The sequence below is a fragment of the Fibrella aquatica genome, assembly GCF_041321135.1.
Classification (GTDB): Bacteria; Bacteroidota; Bacteroidia; order Cytophagales; family Spirosomataceae; genus Fibrella; species Fibrella aquatica.
Map to the genome: position 1 here is coordinate 1 of NZ_JBGGWF010000006.1, position 17,126 is coordinate 17,126.

Sequence of the window (17,126 nt, forward strand, 5' to 3'; positions counted from 1 at the left end):
CGGCTCCAGCTTCGGTAGTTAAATAGAGCTAGTAAACCGCAAGTTTTTTACTACCGAAGCTGGAGCCGCAGCGGCGGACCGTTTCGGTACTATGAGGATATGATTGAGATAAAAAATATTCAGAAAACATTTGGCGACCGTCAGGTTCTGGCGGGTATAGATGGCTGTTTTCAACCGGGCGAAACCAGTTTGATCATTGGCGGAAGCGGCACGGGTAAAAGCGTATTGCTCAAGTGCATGATCGGCCTTGTTCAACCCGATGTAGGCGAAGTACTGTACGATGGCCGCGATTTCCTGACGGCCGATGATGACACCCGCAAGGCCATCCGCCGCGAAATGGGGGTTCTCTTTCAGGGATCGGCTCTGTTCGACTCAAAAAGCGTGTTCGATAACGTCCGCTTTCCGCTCGATATGCTGACGACCATGACAGAGGAGGAAAAAGTGGAGCGGGCGCATGCGTCGTTGCAGCGCGTTGGCCTCGAAAATGCCGAACAGCGGATGCCCTCCGAGATTTCGGGCGGTATGAAGAAACGTGTCGGTATTGCCCGTGCCATCGTGATGAACCCGAAGTACCTGTTCTGCGATGAACCCAACTCTGGCCTCGATCCGCTGACGTCGATTAAAATCGATCAGCTTATCAAAGAGATCACCGACGAATACAAAATCACCACGGTCGTCATCACGCACGACATGAATTCGATGATGGAGATTGGTGAGAAAATCATGTTCCTCTACGAAGGAAATAAACTCTGGGAAGGCAACAGCGACACGCTCGCCCATTCAGACGTACCCAATCTAAACGAATTCATCTACGCGAATAAGTTGTTGAGAGAGATGCAGGGGAAATAAGATAGTTCAAGGGTTTAATGTCTAAAGGTCTAAAGTGGCTTTGCTTCACCTCCATCATGGTTGATAGCAAAGCCACTTTAGACCTTTAGACATTAAACCCTTGGACCTACTTTACAGCCACCCCCTCTTTGCGGGTTTTGGCTTTTTCCAATACGTACTGGCCAACTTTGCGGCCCATTATTGAACCATTTTCGAGCGCTGAGCGGTAGTGAATACCACCGTATAACCGGCTGACAGATGCTTCGTCGGCCGCATCATAAAACGATTTGAAGGAACGTACCCCGTGGCCGTATTTGTATTCGGTCGAATCGGTGAATGCGATGTTATCGCCCATCAGCTGGGTCAACACCGTGGCGGCGGCGGCGGTGATGGTACTGTGTCCGCTTGGATACTCAGGAAACGGTGGCGTTTGCAGGAATGGTGCCCATTTCGGGTCAATCGATTTGTTAATAACCGTTTCGGGGCGAACCGTTCTACTGCGGTATTTCTCATCCCAGCAAGCAATAAACCCATCGGCGAGGGCGAAAGAGGTTAGCGTGTAGGCTTCGGCCATCTGCATCAGGCTCAGTTTCTTCTGGCGACCAACTGTTTGCGCAATAGCCATCCAGTGCCCACCCGGCGTCATTTTCTTCGACGCGTACATGACGTGACCGGCCACGTTCATCACAAACGCATTATCATCCCAGAAATAGGCGATGTCCGACTGTTCTTTACTTAGCTTTTTGCCGGTTTCGTAGACCTCCATCAACTCCTTTTCGTAAGGACTTCCTTTTGCCATAGTGTAGGCGTAAGGGCGTGGTGGCATGAACTGATTGCAGGTGTCCATTACCCAGCAGCGGATATTGTTCCACTTGGGCTCGGCGGCGTCCATGTAGGCGGGCGGCGTTGGCACCCACGTTCCTTCGTCGTTGGTAACGGTATGCTTAAAACCACGGGTTTGCTTGTAGTGGTCTTTTGCCGAAAAATCGAGCACGTTTTTCGCTACCGCTTCGCCATACGCCATCGATCGTTCGATAACGTCGCTCGGAACACCGTCTTTCTCGAATTGCTTGTAGAATTCCGGCTCAAAATCGTCGTAGAAGTTGGTCGAAAACGTCAGGGCGCGGGCTACCGTCATAAAGGCTTTAGCCCCGGCAATCGGATAGCAGTAATCTTTCCCCGCTTCTGGCTGAGGGCCGGTTTTAAACATTTTCACTTTACCGCCCAGCGATTCAAAATCGGGATTAAAAGGAGCCATAGCCTCGTAGCCAGCCAGAGAGGCATAGCCATAAATACGGCTGGCTACCGGCGGTGAAAATATGTCGTGAATAACAACCTCCGTTAGTTTATTGACACAGGCATTATAACGCTCCGGATTAATTGCTTTCGGCATGTATTCCTCCGGTTTAGCTGATTGACATCCCGCTGCACCTAGCAATACAAGCGCCAATAGCCAGTTCCAGAGTATTACTTTCTTACTTTTCATGAGTTGGTTATACAAGAGTACCGCACCGGCGGACCGGTCTTACAAAATTACGCGATTTTCTAGGAATAAAAGAAGCTATAACATGAAGAAAGGGGCTATAACACAGAGTTACAGCCCCTTTTTTAGTCTTATGTTACACTGCTACTTCCTGTCAGGTACGTACCCAGGCAGAACAACAGTAAACGGCAAACTGAGAACAGCAAATTGATCTAGTTACTCGGGCTTACCTCACCTTTCCAGGTGTTGTTTTTCGAGTTGTAGTCGGGCAGTTTACCATCTGGGTCGATCGTTACCTGTGAGATCGTCGACGTGGTATTAGCCTGAAAGCTCCAGGTGCCGCCCCGCTGCCAAATTTCAACCGGTAGTTGCACACGCGTCTTTTTGCCGTTGCTTTCCTGAATTTCCACTACGGCCGGCATCGCCAGTTTGTCGAGGTTTTCGATAGTGATGATACTGCCTTTTTCGGGTGCCGAATCGGTGTATTTCACGCCTTTCACACTCTGATCGAGTTTCCATGTCTCGAAGAACCAGCCGCGCCAATACCAGCCCAGATCTTCGCCCGCGCCGTTTTCCATGCTGCGGAAGAAATCGTGTGGGGTTGGGTGTTTGAATGCCCAGCGAGCTACATACTGTTTGAACGCGTAGTCGAACCGCTCAGGGCCAAGGATGCTTTCGCGCAGAATACGCAGACCCATACCCGGCTTGTAATAAGCCAGAATACCTAGGTTCCGCGCCGCCTGTACGTCAGGAATGGTCATGATGGGTTCAACGGGTGAATACAGGGCGGGGGCTACGTCGTGCATGGTGCCGCGCTCGCGGTTGTACTCGCCTTTATTGAACGCCGCCGTCGACAGGAAGTTGATGAAGGTGTTGAATCCTTCGTCCATCCAGGCATATTTACGCTCATTGTTACCCACAATCATCGGGAACCAGTTGTGGCCAAATTCGTGGTCGGTTACGCCGAAGAGCCCGTCTTTCTTCGAGTTGTGCTGGCAAAAAACGATGCCCGGATACTCCATACCGCCTACGATACCGGCCACGTTAGTCGCTACCGGATACGAGTATTCAAAAATGTAATCAGAGTAGAACTCGATGCTGTGCTTCACATACTCCGTCGAACGGTTCCACGAATCGTTCGTAGCGCTTTCGGCGGGGTAAGCCGATTGAGCCAGTGCTTTTTTGCCACTTGGCAGGTTAATGCGGGCGGCATCCCAAACAAACGCTTTCGACGAAGCCCAGGCTACGTCGCGGGTGTTGATGCACTTGAAACGCCACGTTAATCGACCCGACTGTTTAGGCCGTGAAGCGGTGCTGGTTACTTCTTCTTTGCTGCGGATCATCACCGTCTTATCGCTCTGCTTAGCCTGCGCCAACCGCTTAATTTGTTCAGCCGTCAACACTTCGTTGGGGTTCATCAGATCGCCAGAGCCCACCACAATATGATCCCAAGGTACGTTGATGGCGTATTCAACATCGCCATAGTCGAGGTAAAACTCGCCCGCGCCCAGGTAAGGCAGCGTGTTCCAGCCTTCGATATCATCATACACGCACATCCGTGGGTACCACTGCGCCACTTCGTAGATAATACCGTCTTTCCGCTTCAATTGACCCATCCGGTCTGAGCCGTATTCAGGAATCTTGAACGAGTAAGCGATTTTGATCTTCACCACATCGCCACCCGGTTTCATGGGTTCGGTTAGCTTGATCTGCATCCGGCTGTCGCTTACGATATTAGCCGCTGCTGAAAACTTGCGCGCTCCCTGCTCAACCTGTACGCTCGTGATGCCATAACCGCCCGCAAAATCTTTGTTGCCAAAGCGGCCACCCTGAATTGGGGTCGTTTTAGCCGCCCGCGACGAGTCGCTGAACGCGTTCTGGTCGAGCTGAAGCCAAACGTAGTTCATGCTCTCAGGCGAGTTGTTTTTGTAGGTAATCTCTACCTCGCCAGATACCGTTTGCGCTACATCGTCGAGGGTGACGTTGATTTTGTAGTCGGCTCGGTTTTGCCAGTAACGGGGGCCCGGTGCGCCGCTGCCCGTACGGTAATCGTTACCGGGCTGCATATTGAACAGGGGGTGGAACAACACACGTGGATCGTAGCCGCTGGTGGTTGTCGATGAAGTTTGGGCCATACCCTGCCAGCTAAGCAGACAGGCGACGCCAATCAGGAGTTTTTTCATGAACTAACAGTTTCGGAATGTCGCCCGGTGGGCAACGAACGTATTACCCTGTAAAATTAACAGGCTTCCGGCGAAATAAAACTCGCTATTGGATAGGCGGTGAACGTGTCTTTTCAGAATAGTATGCACGCATACTATTTTTTCTATCTTTGTACTATTCCGAATCAACTTTTGTTACTAAGTAAGACGTACCTGACCTCAATAGCGGGTTACGTCGTTAACTCGAAACATCAAACGCCCTTTCTATGGACGCATATATTGTTGCTGGTTTTCGCAGCCCCGTTGGCAAAGCGCCACGCGGTGGCCTGCGCCTGACCCGCCCCGACGACCTGGCCGCCGAGGTGATTAAACACATGATGGCTCAGGTACCTAACCTGGACCCCGCCCGCGTTGAAGACCTGATTGTGGGCAACGCCGTGCCCGAAGCCGAGCAAGGCATGCAGATTTCGCGCTACATTGCCCTCCTTTCGCTACCAACCAGCGTACCAGGCCTAACCATTAACCGCTATTGTGGATCAGGACTGGAAGCGATTGCCATTGCTTCGGCCAAAATTCACGCGGGTATGGCCGATTGCATTATTGCCGGCGGTACCGAATCGATGTCGATGGTGCCAACGATGGGCTGGAAAACGGCACTGAACTACGACATTGCCAAATCGCATCCTGACTATTACATCGGTATGGGCCTGACCGCCGAGCAGGTGGCCGATCAGTTTAAGATCAGCCGCGATGCCCAGGATGAGTTTGCGCTCGAATCGCACAAGCGGGCGTTGGCCGCTCAGGCCGACGGTAAATTCACCGACGAGATTGTGCCAATTGCTGTGAAAGAAACGTACTTCGATGCGACTCTTGGCAAGAAGAAAACCCGCGAATGGACGGTTTCGCAGGATGAAGGTCCCCGGAAAGACACAAGTGCCGAAGGCCTTGCTAAGCTACGGCCAGTTTTTGCAACGGGCGGTTCGGTAACGGCGGGTAACTCATCGCAAACTTCTGATGGAGCTGCGTTTGTGATTGTGATGTCAGAGCGGCTGGTGAATGAGTTGAATCTGAAGCCCATTGCCCGGATGATGTCATATGCATCGGCAGGTGTTGAGCCGCGCATCATGGGTATTGGCCCTGTAGCGGCTATTCCCATCGCGTTGCGAAAAGCGGGTTTGAAACAGGACGATATTGACCAGATTGAGCTAAACGAAGCCTTTGCCGCTCAATCGTTGGCCGTTATTCAGGAACTGGGTCTCGACAAGAGCAAAATCAACCACAACGGTGGCGCCATAGCCCTGGGCCACGCCCTCGGTTCAACCGGTGCCCGTTTGTCGGTGCAACTGCTGAACGAGATGCGTCGTCGTAACGAGAAATACGGTATGGTGTCGGCCTGCGTAGGCGGCGGACAAGGTGTAGCCGGTATTTTCGAGCGGCTGAACTGATTCGTAACACGGACATCAGTCCGTATTTGAATGAATAAAATGCGGACTAAAGTCCGCGTTACGTAAAAATGCCCTGCCACTAGTGTAGCAGGGCATTTTTTTATGATAAGAGCTGATACTTCGCTTAAGCTAACGTGGCACTTTCGCCAACCAATTCGTGCTTCATCAGGTATTCGGCGATCTGAACGGCGTTGGTGGCGGCTCCTTTGCGGAGGTTATCGGCCACAATCCAGAGGTTCAGCGTATTGTCCTGACTCTCGTCGCGGCGGATACGGCCTACAAATACTTCGTCTTTACCGTGAGCGGTTAAGGGCATCGGGTAAATTTTATTGGCGGGGTCATCCTGCACAATCACCCCTTCGGCGTTGCTCAGTAATTCCATCACCTCCTTCACATCAAAGTCATTTTCAAACTCGATGTTCACGGCTTCTGAGTGACCGCCGATGGTTGGAATCCGGACCGTTGTGGCCGTAACCCGAATCGAGTCATCGCCCATGATCTTGGTCGTTTCCTTCACCATCTTCATCTCTTCCTTAGTGTAGCCATTATCGAGAAACACATCGATGTGGGGCAACACGTTCAGGTCAATCGGGTGCGGATACACCTTCGCTACCGACTCATCGCCATTGCGTTCGGCAAAAAGCTGATCAACAGCCGCTTTACCCGTTCCGGTCACCGACTGATACGTTGACACTACCACCCGCTTGATCTTGTATTTCTCATGCAGCGGCTTCAACACCACCACCATCTGAATGGTTGAACAGTTGGGGTTGGCGATGATCTTATCTTCGGCCGTCAGCGTGTCGGCGTTTACCTCGGGCACCACCAGTTTCTTGGTAGGGTCCATGCGCCAGGCCGACGAATTATCGATTACGGTAATACCAGCCTCGGCAAAGCGCGGAGCCAGTTCGAGCGATGTACTGCCACCAGCTGAGAAGATGGCAATCGCGGGTTTGCGGGCGATAGCCTCATCGTAGCCGACCACCGTCACGGGTTTACCCTTGAACATCACCTGTTTACCAACCGACCGCTCAGAAGCGACAGGAATGAGTTCGGTGACCGGGAAATTCCGTTCGGCCAGTACCTTCAGCATTTCGCCACCGACTAAGCCCGTGGCCCCAACGACTGCGATTTTCATAGAATTTTCGACGTTTTATTGAAAAATTGACCGCAAAAGTACGGCCTTTTTTCGATACATGGCAGTTTATCCAGGCTGCTTACCTGATAAAATACCCGATTGTTAGCCCGTAGCTACGGTTTCGGAGCGTACCCCCAAAAGCCGACGGGTCTATGGATGCCGTAGGGTTAGTTGGATTGATGGCCGCAAAATTGGGGGTCGCATTTTTCGAGAAGTTGTACAGCCCGTGTGCATAGTATGCCGACAAAGACAATCCTCCGGGAAGTTCATATCCAAGCGAGGCTGTTGCGCCAAAATCGCGTTTTCGAAAACCATTGGTATCGAAGTCGATAGGTTCACCGTTGACGGTTCCGCCGATAGCCACGGCTGCATAAGGCCCCGCCCCTACCAGAAACTGCCCCGGACCCGCCGCAAAGCGGTAGGTGACAAGGACAGGCAGTTCAACATAATTGACAACCACTTTCGAGACCGAATTTTCGATGGGAAACGTGCCGGAAACGCCAAAGCGGACCAGCGCATCTTGTATGAACGTACCTACATCTACATTGCCACCTTTCACCGAGTACAGCAGTTGCGGCTGAATGGACAGTCGTTCTGTAACAGGCACATCGACCATTAGCCCGGCCCGGAATCCTACCCGTTGGTCAATAGGCACCTCTAACGTACCCAACGTTGCATCCAGCGACGTCAGATCCACTACCGAGGTCACATCACTGGCCTGTACGCTACCCATGACACCGTAACGTACCTGAGCAGATACACTGATAACGGCTAGTAAGCAAATAGATACGGCTAGACAAAAGCGTTTCATAACTTGATTAGCATGTTTGATAGACACAAAAAACGGAAGAAGCGGGCAGATGTCAATTCATCTGCCTGCTTCTTTACTCACTAATCGAGTCAGTTAGTCTACCGTGCCAAAAGCGACCTTACCTACACCAAAAGAACTACCGATGATAAATGTGCCGTTGCTTATACCTACAGCCCAGCCATTATAGGTATTGGTGGATGGATTGTCTGTAATTCGCCGAAATTGTGACCAATACCCACCGCTGTTTCGCTTAAATAAGTAGGCCAAACCTTGTGCATAATTACCTGCAACCACTTTCCTGGGGGCCCCTATTACTATATAGTCTCCTGATAATGAAACACTTTTTCCATAATTATCATATGCTGCTCCTTCGCCACCATTCAGCCATAACTGTTGCTGATTCCAGGTGGTCCCTGATCGAGTAAACAGATAGACCGCCCCTTGCTCACTGTTACCGGCAATCGTTTTATTTGGTGCGCCTACCACGGCAAGGTCGTTCAGAATAGACACACTACTGCCAAAGTTATCGCCCGTAGATCCTTCGGTAGCGACAAGTCGCTGTTGCTGAGACCAGGATGTTCCCGATCTGGTAAACACATAAGCCGCCCCCTGCCCTGAATTTCCATTAATTGTTTTACCACTGGCACCGATTACAGCGTAGTCGCCATCTATCGCTACAGCATCGCCAAAGTTATCATTGACCGCTCCATCAGACGCGATAATGCGTTGTTGCTCTGACCAGCTAGTTCCTGACCGCATAAACACATAAGCAGTTCCCTGAGCGGCATTACCTCCAATTATTTTACTTCGGGCGCCAACAACTATATAATCGCCCGAAGCGGCAAGATTACGGCCAAAATTGTCTCCTTTTGATCCATCACTAGCTGTAATTCGCTGCTGCTGTGACCAGGTAGACCCTGAACGGACAAACACATAAACAGCGCCCTGTCCTGTATTTCCGTTAATGGTTTTACCCATAGCCCCTACAAACGCGTAATTCCCTGACAAGCTGACGCTAAAGCCAAAAAAATCAAGAGAAGCGGCGTCAGTAGGGGTTATCTTCTGCTGCTCAGACCAGCCATTGCCAGTGCGAACAAAGATATAGGCGGCTCCTGTTGCCGAAGCGTGTGTGGATGCCCCCACAATAGCATAATCGCCTTGAATAAATACGCTGCTGCCAAAATAATCGTACCCACCTCCATCGCTGGCAGTACGGTTAATAGGCGTTGTTAGAGCAGGCAACGTAACAACAAGTGGTAACCAACTTTGGCCGTCGTGGAGGTACATCGTGCCCTTCTCTATGTCATACACAAAGGCACCGGCTTGTGGGTTTGGAATGGCATTGCGTTGGGCGGTGGTGAGGCGGGGCGGGTAAAACACCTTGTCATTGCCGGGGCTCTTCACATCGAGTGCGGCAGAGGGGTGTGCTGATCCGCTGATGCCGATTTGGGCATGAACGATATGATTACTCAGAAACAGAAATAGCAGGAAAGTGGATAGATGTAGTTTCATGGCGGTGGTTTTGTCAAAAATAAGGAGACAGATTGATACGCCAAATAGACTAACTACACACTATTCAGTTACGTTGTGCGAAAAGACATCAGGCCATCAGGCGTTACACAAGCATCTAGCAGAACGTCGGTTTTCTCCACGTCATCAATCTGCTCGACCGGTTCAAAAAAAGACAAACCTACTTTCAGACAATCGCTCTTCGCGTCAGCCAGAAAGCGATCGTAGTAGCCACCGCCATAACCAACACGGTTTCCCTTTTCATCGAACGCCAATAGCGGAATAATGACTAAATCAGGCTGCCCCGTTACTTGCTCGAACGTACCTGATGGCTCGGGAATACCCCATTTTGTTTTTATCAGGACCGTATCTGCTGTTAGCTGAAAGTGCTGTAGCGTATGACTCATCGGCTCAGTTACCGATGACCAGGTACGTACCTGCGGAAAGTCGCGCCAGAGGTGGTAAATAATGGGCCAGATATTGACCTCGTTCTGCCGCTGAATAGGTAGGTACGTATGCACAATGGCACTGGGCTTTGCCAAACAAGCCACAATTCGGTCGTTGGCAAAGAAATGACCGGCGATCTGCTGACTTAAATCGTAGGCTTCGTCAGCCGACAAGGCAGCGCGTTTGGCTTTATAGAGTTGGCGAAGTTCAGCTTTGAGCATAAAAGATGTTTGTGGTTTGAGGTTTGTGTTTGCGCTGCGCACTAACCAGTCTGCGGCTTAGCAGCGCAACCACAAACCTCAAACCACAAACCACAAACATCATTTCACCCCTCCAAACACACCTGCATCTGGTAATTGAGCGGGTTAAAACTGGCGAGCAGCTTTTGCAGGAATTGGGGGTCGTTGAGGTAAAACGTCAGGAAATTATCGATGCGCTCCTGCGGAGTGCCACCGGGGAAGAGTTCTTCTTTCACCGTCAGCAGCTGCCGAACGCCCGTTTCCTGATTATGCTCTTCGGCGCGGCGCATCTTTTTTTCCAGACGAACTACGGCATTCGCAAACCGCTTGGTTTCGGCCAGAACCGCTTTTTCCAGGGTTGGATCAACCAGTTGCGCTTTTTGCAGAATAGTAGCTAACGCTTTATTCACCACCTTATTTTCGGCGTCGAACTTAAGGCTGTGCTCGGCGTGATGCTCTACATAGGCTCGTTTCAGGGCAACCACGTCCTGAAACATGTCGGTGACGGTCAGACCCAGTTTGTTTATTCGTCGGGCAGCCACTCTGGGTACGTAGAGCGCAAAATTCCGGGGCATCAGCATTGGGAAAGCCAGCCCATACTGCTCGAATTCCGCTTTCAGCTGTAGCCAGTAGGGCACCTCTGACGGACCACCGATATACGCCAGGTTGGGGAGAATGGCTTCCTGATATAAAGGCCGCATCACCACATTCGGGCTAAACCGTTCGGGATTCGATTCCAGTTCAGCCAGTAGTTCGGCTTCGGTGAAATGCAGTTTTGTGTTCAGCACTTCATACCCATCGTCGGTGCGGGCAATGCGCTCGCGAAGGCCATCGGTGAGGTAAAACAAATTAATATCGCGGGGCGAAATTGGTGTTTTATAACCCAGCTCGTTCAACGTCTCGGTAGTGCCATTAACCAGCGCGCTCGTGTTCTGTTTCAGCAACTCGTCGCGTAGGATGGGTGAGAAAATTCGCTTCAGGTCGGCATCATCGGCATCCAGGCAAATCAGGCCTTCGGCACCGAACAGTTCGTGCATGTAATATCGAACGGCATCGGCCAGCGTATCGTGGTTCAGATAAGCCTTTTCAAAGAGCGGTAACTTTTCGGGAATGGTCTTCAGCAAATCGGCCAGTTCGCGGGGATTCATGCGCCCAACGGCTCCGCGTTGTTCCGTTTCCCAGGTATGGGTACGTCCGAACAAGCGAAAATGGTTGATTTCGGCAAAGTCATGATCTTCCGTCGCCATCCAGTAGACGGGCACAAAATTGTAGTCCGGGTACGTTTCCTTTAGCTTCTTTGCCAGATTCAGAATCGTGACGATCTTGTAAACGACGTAGAGCGGCCCTGTAAAAATATTCAGCTGATGACCGGTAGTGACCGTAAACGTATTGGGCTGCCGTAACAGGTCGATGCCAGGTACGGCCTGCCCCGCTACGGCGGGGTTGCTGAGATTCGCGTATTGCCGGGTCAGCACATCAGCCAGGACATTCCGATTTTCGGCGGAAAACTGTTTCTGCTGAATCTGCCGGGGAAATGCATCGAGAGTAGGAAACTCGCCATAGAAGGGCTTGACTGCCTCTTTTTGGGCCAAATAGTCGAGAAATAGAGACGAAAACTGGCCGGTGGCCGATAGTGGCACGTATTGACAATCCATGCAGGCGAAACGAATGACGGGTTACAGGGGGTTCAACGTGATCAGTGAGTTTCAAGTTTCAGATTTCAAGTTTCAGGTGCGCTGCTACCGCGTAGCTGGCGCGAGCATGTGCTCGTGCCCCCTATGTCGCAAGCATTTGCTTGCTGCCCGACAGGGCAATACGGTAGAGCAAAGAACCTACTTGTAGTATTACCGTTTGTCAGATTCTACCATATTGCGCTTTCGCGCTGTGCAAGCGGATCGGTCCGGCGTCCCGGCTTGCGACATGAAAGGCACGAGCACATGCTCGCGCCAGCTACGCGGTAGCAGCGCACTTGAAACCCCTTTCCCCCCTTATCTTTGCCCCGATGCAAACCGAACCGACCGTAGTATACACACCCACAACCCAATACGAAGCTGTTATTGGGCTGGAAGTGCATTGCCAGTTGCTGACCCAAAGCAAAATGTTTGCCGCCGATGCCAATGCGTTCGGGGCCGAACCCAACACGCAGGTGAGCGTGGTGACGCTGGCGCATCCGGGGGCGTTGCCCAAAGCTAACCGCGTGGCGGTAGACTACGCCGTCAGGATGGGTATTGCCTGTGGCAGCGAGATTACACGCCGCAACGTGTTTGCCCGCAAAAATTATTTCTATCCCGACCTGCCTAAAGGCTATCAACTTTCGCAAGACAAAGGGCCAATCTGCGTAGGTGGCGGTATTCCCGTAAAAGCCCGCGATTTCGATGGTGTGGTGCGCGACACGGTCATTCAACTGCATCATATTCACCTCGAAGAAGACGCCGGTAAAAGCATTCACGACGCCGACCCCATGGCCACCTGCCTCGACTATAACCGCGCCGGTACGCCATTAATCGAGATGGTGACGGACCCCTGTTTGCGGTCGGCCGACGAAGCAGGTCAGTTTCTGACCGAAGTGCGGCGGCTGGTTCGTTACCTCGGCATCTGCGACGGCAACATGGAAGAGGGCTCGCTCCGGTGCGACGTGAACGTATCGATCCGCCCGCGAGGTGCTACCGAATTGGGCACGAAAGTGGAGGTAAAAAACCTGAACTCGATCCGCAATGTGCAGCGGGCTGTCGACAGTGAGTTTAACCGGCAGGTGACCGTTACGGAAGCGGGTGGTCGACTGATTCAGGAAACCCGCACGTTCGACGCGGCAACCGGCCAGACATTGGGCATGCGCGAAAAGGAAAGCATGAATGACTACCGCTATTTTCCCGACCCCGATCTGATGCCGGTGGTTATTTCTGACGAGTGGATGGCAGAGATACGTACCCAGATGCCCGCCCTCCCCCGTGAACGATACCTAAAATTCACTACCCATTACGGCCTGCCCGACTACGACGCGGCTCTACTGACCGACACCCGCGAACTGGCCGATTTCTACGAAGCCGTTTGCGCCGAAACGCCGAACTTCAAAGCCGCCTCGAACTGGGTGATGGGTCCGTTGAAGGCCCAACTCACCGAACGGATGGCGCGTGAAGGGCAATTTCCGGTATCGGCATCGGCGCTGGCCTCGCTGATTCGCCTAATCGATGAGGGCACGGTGAGCCAGACGGCGGCCCAAACTATTTTCGGGTTAATGGTGGCCCAGCCAAATGCTAGCCCTGCTGAACTGGCAACGGCTAACGGCTTGTTACAGAACCGTAATACAGACGCGTTACAATCGTTAATAGATCAGACACTTGCCGCCTGGCCCGACAAAGTGGAGCAGTACCGGAAAGGAAAAAAGAACCTGCTCGGTCTTTTTGTTGGCGAAGTCATGAAAAAGTCGAAAGGGTCGGCCGATCCGAAACTGGTCAATCAATTAGTGGTTAAAACGTTGGGCTGATTTTTGTTAGTCATTAAACGACTCCCGACCAAACCCGTCGAAGGAGTTAACTGAAACTAAACATGAAACAAGTATTTCTTGGTCTGGCCTTCCTGCTGGCTGGCGTGGCCGCTCAGGCGCAAACAAAAGAGTCGATCGTAACTGGTCTGCTGAAAACAGTAGCACCGGGTAGCAAGGTCTATCTGGAAACCAATAACAACCCTGCCGTTCGGCTTGATTCGGCTGTTGTGAGTGCCGACAATCGCTTTTCGCTAAAGACAGCGGTGCCCGAAGGTGGCAACATTTACATACTTACGCTTAATTCTACCACCAAAACGCCTGTTTTGCTCGAAGGCGGCGAGACCATTCAAGTGATGGTGTCACCTGGCGTAAAAGGTAAAGAGAAAAACGCACCTGCCGCAGCGGCGGACCGTCCCAAGCCACAGGTCAGCATGAGTGGTTCAAAAACCAACGATCAGTTTCGGCAACTCTTTCAGATGCAGTCTGATGTAGATGCAAAGGGTAAAGAATTACTGAAGTCGTATCAGGAAGCACAGGCCCGGAATGACGCCAAACTGATGACTCAGATTGAAAAGTCGTTCGATGATGTAACGAAGGCCAATACGACCAAAGTGAAAGCCATGCTACCCGAGCTGGGTACGTCGCTTGCCGCTTTGTATGCGACCAACTTTCTGAACGTAGAAACCGACTTTCCCGTGCTGGATACTTTAGCCCGTCGGTTCGAGAAGGAAAAGCCCAACAGCATTCATTCAAAAGCGTTTGTAGGCAGTATCTCCCGCATTCGGGGTGTCTCAGTTGGTTCAGAAGCGCCCGAAATTTCGCTGGCCGACACCAATGGAACCGCTGTACCACTATCATCGCTACGCGGCAAATACGTACTGATCGACTTCTGGGCTAGCTGGTGCGGACCTTGCCGAAACGAGAACCCTAACGTGGTTCGGATGTACGACAAGTTCAAAGAAAAAGGCTTTGCCATCTACAGCGTATCGCTCGATAACCCCGGCAAACGCGAAGCCTGGGTACGTGCCATCCGGAACGATAACCTGACCTGGACACACGTATCTGACCTGAAAGGCTGGCAGTCGTATGCGGCGCAACAGTATGGCGTCAGCGCCATTCCCGCTACGTTCCTGCTCGACCCAAGCGGCAAGATCATCGCCAAAAACCTACGCGGCGACGCGCTGGAGGCGAAACTGACTGAAATGTTGAAATAAGCCGTAACGTAGAGACGCAAGATTTTGCGTCTCTCATGCGTCAGCAATACGCGCAAAAATTGCTGACGCATGAGAGACGCAAAATCTTGCGTCTCTACGATTCTATACCTTCCTCTTATGAAAATAGCTATCCTTGGCTGTGGTAACATGGGCATGGCGTTTGCCAAGTCCTTTCTGCAATACGACCTCGTAAAAAAAGAAAACCTGACGCTGATCGAGAAAAGTGCCGAACGGTCGGAGACGTTACGCGCCGAAAAAGCGGGCGTTGTGGTCGACACCATTAGCCCGCTTGTGGGCGAAAGTGACCTGATCATTTTGTCGGTAAAACCACAGGATTTTGCGTCGGCGCAGGACGAGTTACGTGCCGTGATTCAGCCCCGGCAGGTAGTTTTATCCATCATGGCCGGTATTCCAATCAGCCTGATTCAGGAGCGGCTGAGCCACCGTATGGTGATTCGGGCTATGCCCAACACACCGGCAATGCTCGGCATGGGCATCACCGGCTTTACGGCCTCGCCCGAAGTCGACGCCACCAGCCTACGCCGGGTCGAGAACCTGATTAACGCCACGGGCCGGTCGATATTCCTCGAAAACGAGGCGATGCTCGATGCCGTTACGGCGCTCAGCGGCAGTGGGCCAGCGTATTTCTATTACGTGGTGAAGGCGATGGTCGAAGCAGGCAAGCAGATGGGTTTCGACGAAGGCACGGCGTCGCTGCTGGTAAAACAGACAATGCTTGGCTCGTACCACCTGATCAACAACGCCGACAAATCGCTCGACGATCTGATTAAGGCCGTAGCCAGCAAAGGCGGCACCACCGAAGCCGCTCTCCGCACCTTTGAGGCAGGTACGTTGTCAGACACGCTGCAAGCCGGCATTCACGCTGCCCAGGTACGTGCCACAGAGTTATCGAAGGGGTAACTTTCCGCAGTAAGTTTGTTATCTTTCAGAATCAAGTTAATCGACAATAACAACGACTAATATGGATGAGGTAATCGAATTGCATTACGACCGCCTTCGACTCAACGACGATGAATTCTATGAATTTTGTCAACAAAACGACAATCTCCGTTTTGAACGTGAGCCCAATGGTACCATTCTAGTTATGTCGAACACAGGTGGAGAGTCTGGAGCCCGAAATGCTGAAATAATGTTTCAACTGATGGCGTGGCAGAAACAAACTAAGCAAGGACGAATATTCGATTCGTCAACGGCCTTTCGGTTACCTTCTACTGCCGTGCGCTCTGCCGATGCTGCCTTTGTAACGAATGATCGGTGGCAGGCACTGACCGACGAACAACGGAAGAAATTTCCACCGCTCTACCCGGATTTCATTGTTGAGTTGCGCTCATCGACCGATTCTGTCCCTGCTTTGCAGCGAAAAATTCAGGACGATTGGCTGGCCGCCGGTTGCCGGTTGGCATGGCTAATTGATGCTGAAGCCGAACTGGTGTATATCTATCGAGCTGACGGCTCTGTACAAATCCTCAAATCGTTCGATGAGCCTTTGACTGGCGAAGATGTGTTGCCGGGTCTGGCGTTTACGCTGAGTGACCTCCGTTTGTCGTAGGCTGGGTACGTTGCCCAAACAATGGTTTCCCCTGTAACGCCTGAATAAAAAGAGCCGTAGTGAGTAATCCGTATAACGCGCCGATTACAACTACGGCTCTTACGTTTTGGACCACGTAATACGCCAGAATCGGAATAACCTGAAGAGCGTGCATGCCCAGAAAATGGGCGATCCGTAAATCGCCATAGGTGCGGCTCCAGTTTACGACTGGCAATCCCGGACTGCCATTTTCACCGCCGATCGTATGTGTCAATCGTGAGCCCATAGCCAGGCCCTGCATGGAAAAAAGCACGAAAATGACCAGGCCTAACCGAATGCCCCATACATAAGCGGGAGATAGCTCGGGAAAGTCGGTACGAAAAAAAAGCAGCCCGATGTAAGCTGTCCAGAGCGAGATGCCAATGGCGCCGACAGCCATTAAGCCATATAAACCGGCATACACAGGCGTGCTGACGTTGAAGTGCGAAAGTTGCCCCCGCGCTGCCTGAAACGCAACGTACCCATCTTCAAACGCAAATAGCGCCACCATGCCTCACGAATACCAAACTACGGCACCCGACGTACCCATATAACCTGTGTACCAAGCCATCGACCACACGAAAATGGTCGTCGATAGAAAGAACTTTAACGGTTTGTACCATGCGTTGATGCCCATCACGTCTGTATTGGTGATTTTGATGAGCACCACGCATAGCAGCGCCGCACCTAGGCAGACAAGGCCCAGGTAATACAGCACCTCATTCCGGGTTTTCAGTATTTCTAAAAAGTGGGTCATATCAAACTCGGTTTAAAGAAA

At 51.8% G+C, this 17,126-nt stretch carries 15 protein-coding genes; 6 read left to right on the forward strand and 9 right to left on the reverse strand.

All coding sequences use genetic code 11. The features are described from left to right. The first annotated feature begins 99 nt into the window (after positions 1-99). Complete coding sequence (locus ACAW87_RS15065) at positions 100-849, forward strand: ABC transporter ATP-binding protein (protein WP_370724301.1); 750 nt, start codon at positions 100-102, stop codon at positions 847-849. 106 nt (positions 850-955) lie between these two features. Here the strand turns inward: ACAW87_RS15065 and ACAW87_RS15070 are convergent, their stop codons facing one another. Both ACAW87_RS15070 and ACAW87_RS15075 read right to left on the reverse strand, forming a co-directional pair. Continuing rightward, complete coding sequence (locus ACAW87_RS15070; protein ID WP_370724303.1) at positions 956-2,314, reverse strand: vanadium-dependent haloperoxidase; 1,359 nt, start codon at positions 2,312-2,314, stop codon at positions 956-958. 209 nt (positions 2,315-2,523) lie between these two features. Next, positions 2,524-4,494, reverse strand: coding sequence for a M1 family metallopeptidase (locus ACAW87_RS15075; protein WP_370724305.1), 1,971 nt, complete (start codon positions 4,492-4,494; stop codon positions 2,524-2,526). A gap of 245 nt (positions 4,495-4,739) precedes the next feature. Here ACAW87_RS15075 and ACAW87_RS15080 point away from each other — a divergent pair, with 245 nt between their 5' ends. After that, positions 4,740-5,918, forward strand: coding sequence for an acetyl-CoA C-acyltransferase (locus ACAW87_RS15080; RefSeq protein ID WP_370724307.1), 1,179 nt, complete (start codon positions 4,740-4,742; stop codon positions 5,916-5,918). 124 nt (positions 5,919-6,042) lie between these two features. On the opposite strand, the gene ACAW87_RS15085 is transcribed toward ACAW87_RS15080, so the two are convergent. The 5 genes from ACAW87_RS15085 to bshC all read right to left on the reverse strand — a co-directional run bounded on the left by ACAW87_RS15085 (position 6,043) and on the right by bshC (position 11,717). Further along, a complete protein-coding gene (locus ACAW87_RS15085) occupies positions 6,043-7,056 on the reverse strand; it encodes an aspartate-semialdehyde dehydrogenase (RefSeq protein ID WP_370724308.1) in 1,014 nt (337 codons plus the stop codon). 79 nt (positions 7,057-7,135) lie between these two features. Beyond that, positions 7,136-7,867, reverse strand: coding sequence for a porin family protein (locus ACAW87_RS15090; protein WP_370724310.1), 732 nt, complete (start codon positions 7,865-7,867; stop codon positions 7,136-7,138). Between the two features lie 93 nt (positions 7,868-7,960). Next, on the reverse strand, positions 7,961-9,379 hold the full coding sequence (locus ACAW87_RS15095; RefSeq protein ID WP_370724311.1) for an FG-GAP repeat protein: 1,419 nt from the start codon (positions 9,377-9,379) through the stop codon (positions 7,961-7,963). A gap of 68 nt (positions 9,380-9,447) precedes the next feature. Further along, positions 9,448-10,044, reverse strand: coding sequence for a 5-formyltetrahydrofolate cyclo-ligase (locus tag ACAW87_RS15100; protein WP_370724313.1), 597 nt, complete (start codon positions 10,042-10,044; stop codon positions 9,448-9,450). A gap of 104 nt (positions 10,045-10,148) precedes the next feature. Further along, complete coding sequence (gene bshC, locus ACAW87_RS15105) at positions 10,149-11,717, reverse strand: bacillithiol biosynthesis cysteine-adding enzyme BshC (protein ID WP_370724314.1); 1,569 nt, start codon at positions 11,715-11,717, stop codon at positions 10,149-10,151. Between the two features lie 347 nt (positions 11,718-12,064). On the opposite strand from bshC, the gene gatB reads away from it, so the two are divergent. The 4 genes from gatB (at position 12,065) to ACAW87_RS15125 (ending at position 16,330) form a co-directional block, all read left to right on the forward strand. Beyond that, positions 12,065-13,546, forward strand: coding sequence for an Asp-tRNA(Asn)/Glu-tRNA(Gln) amidotransferase subunit GatB (gatB, locus tag ACAW87_RS15110; protein WP_370724316.1), 1,482 nt, complete (start codon positions 12,065-12,067; stop codon positions 13,544-13,546). Positions 13,547-13,608: 62 nt separating this feature from the next. Then, on the forward strand, positions 13,609-14,760 hold the full coding sequence (locus ACAW87_RS15115; RefSeq protein ID WP_370724317.1) for a redoxin domain-containing protein: 1,152 nt from the start codon (positions 13,609-13,611) through the stop codon (positions 14,758-14,760). A 117-nt stretch (positions 14,761-14,877) separates the two neighbouring features. Then, the gene (proC, locus tag ACAW87_RS15120) at positions 14,878-15,681 is read left to right on the forward strand and encodes a pyrroline-5-carboxylate reductase (RefSeq protein WP_370724319.1); all 804 of its coding nucleotides are present in this window, start codon (positions 14,878-14,880) and stop codon (positions 15,679-15,681) included. Positions 15,682-15,742: 61 nt separating this feature from the next. Beyond that, positions 15,743-16,330, forward strand: coding sequence for a Uma2 family endonuclease (locus tag ACAW87_RS15125; RefSeq protein WP_370724320.1), 588 nt, complete (start codon positions 15,743-15,745; stop codon positions 16,328-16,330). Here ACAW87_RS15125 and ACAW87_RS15130 read toward each other — a convergent pair. Both ACAW87_RS15130 and ACAW87_RS15135 read right to left on the reverse strand, forming a co-directional pair. Beyond that, positions 16,302-16,859 (reverse strand): hypothetical protein, encoded by a 558-nt coding sequence (locus ACAW87_RS15130; protein WP_370724322.1) that lies wholly within the window; start codon positions 16,857-16,859, stop codon positions 16,302-16,304. The two genes, ACAW87_RS15125 and ACAW87_RS15130, sit on opposite strands and share 29 nt — an antisense overlap. Before the next feature lie 3 nt (positions 16,860-16,862). Then, positions 16,863-17,105: a hypothetical protein gene (locus tag ACAW87_RS15135; protein WP_370724324.1), complete on the reverse strand. Its 243-nt coding sequence runs from the start codon at positions 17,103-17,105 to the stop codon at positions 16,863-16,865. Positions 17,106-17,126: the final 21 nt, after the last annotated feature.

Excerpts from the sequence above, each read along its gene's own strand:
- ACAW87_RS15075 (WP_370724305.1), bottom strand. The coding sequence starts at position 4,494 with ATGAAAAAACTCCTGATTGGCGTCGCCTGTCTGCTTAGCTGGCAGGGT.
- ACAW87_RS15070 (WP_370724303.1), bottom strand. The coding sequence starts at position 2,314 with ATGAAAAGTAAGAAAGTAATACTCTGGAACTGGCTATTGGCGCTTGTA.
- ACAW87_RS15080 (WP_370724307.1), top strand. The coding sequence starts at position 4,740 with ATGGACGCATATATTGTTGCTGGTTTTCGCAGCCCCGTTGGCAAAGCG.
- gatB (WP_370724316.1), top strand. The coding sequence starts at position 12,065 with ATGCAAACCGAACCGACCGTAGTATACACACCCACAACCCAATACGAA.
- ACAW87_RS15100 (WP_370724313.1), bottom strand. The coding sequence starts at position 10,044 with ATGCTCAAAGCTGAACTTCGCCAACTCTATAAAGCCAAACGCGCTGCC.
- proC (WP_370724319.1), top strand. The coding sequence starts at position 14,878 with ATGAAAATAGCTATCCTTGGCTGTGGTAACATGGGCATGGCGTTTGCC.
- ACAW87_RS15085 (WP_370724308.1), bottom strand. The coding sequence starts at position 7,056 with ATGAAAATCGCAGTCGTTGGGGCCACGGGCTTAGTCGGTGGCGAAATG.
- ACAW87_RS15130 (WP_370724322.1), bottom strand. The coding sequence starts at position 16,859 with ATGGTGGCGCTATTTGCGTTTGAAGATGGGTACGTTGCGTTTCAGGCA.
- ACAW87_RS15135 (WP_370724324.1), bottom strand. The coding sequence starts at position 17,105 with ATGACCCACTTTTTAGAAATACTGAAAACCCGGAATGAGGTGCTGTAT.
- ACAW87_RS15125 (WP_370724320.1), top strand. The coding sequence starts at position 15,743 with ATGGATGAGGTAATCGAATTGCATTACGACCGCCTTCGACTCAACGAC.
- ACAW87_RS15115 (WP_370724317.1), top strand. The coding sequence starts at position 13,609 with ATGAAACAAGTATTTCTTGGTCTGGCCTTCCTGCTGGCTGGCGTGGCC.
- bshC (WP_370724314.1), bottom strand. The coding sequence starts at position 11,717 with ATGGATTGTCAATACGTGCCACTATCGGCCACCGGCCAGTTTTCGTCT.
- ACAW87_RS15065 (WP_370724301.1), top strand. The coding sequence starts at position 100 with ATGATTGAGATAAAAAATATTCAGAAAACATTTGGCGACCGTCAGGTT.
- ACAW87_RS15095 (WP_370724311.1), bottom strand. The coding sequence starts at position 9,379 with ATGAAACTACATCTATCCACTTTCCTGCTATTTCTGTTTCTGAGTAAT.
- ACAW87_RS15090 (WP_370724310.1), bottom strand. The coding sequence starts at position 7,867 with ATGAAACGCTTTTGTCTAGCCGTATCTATTTGCTTACTAGCCGTTATC.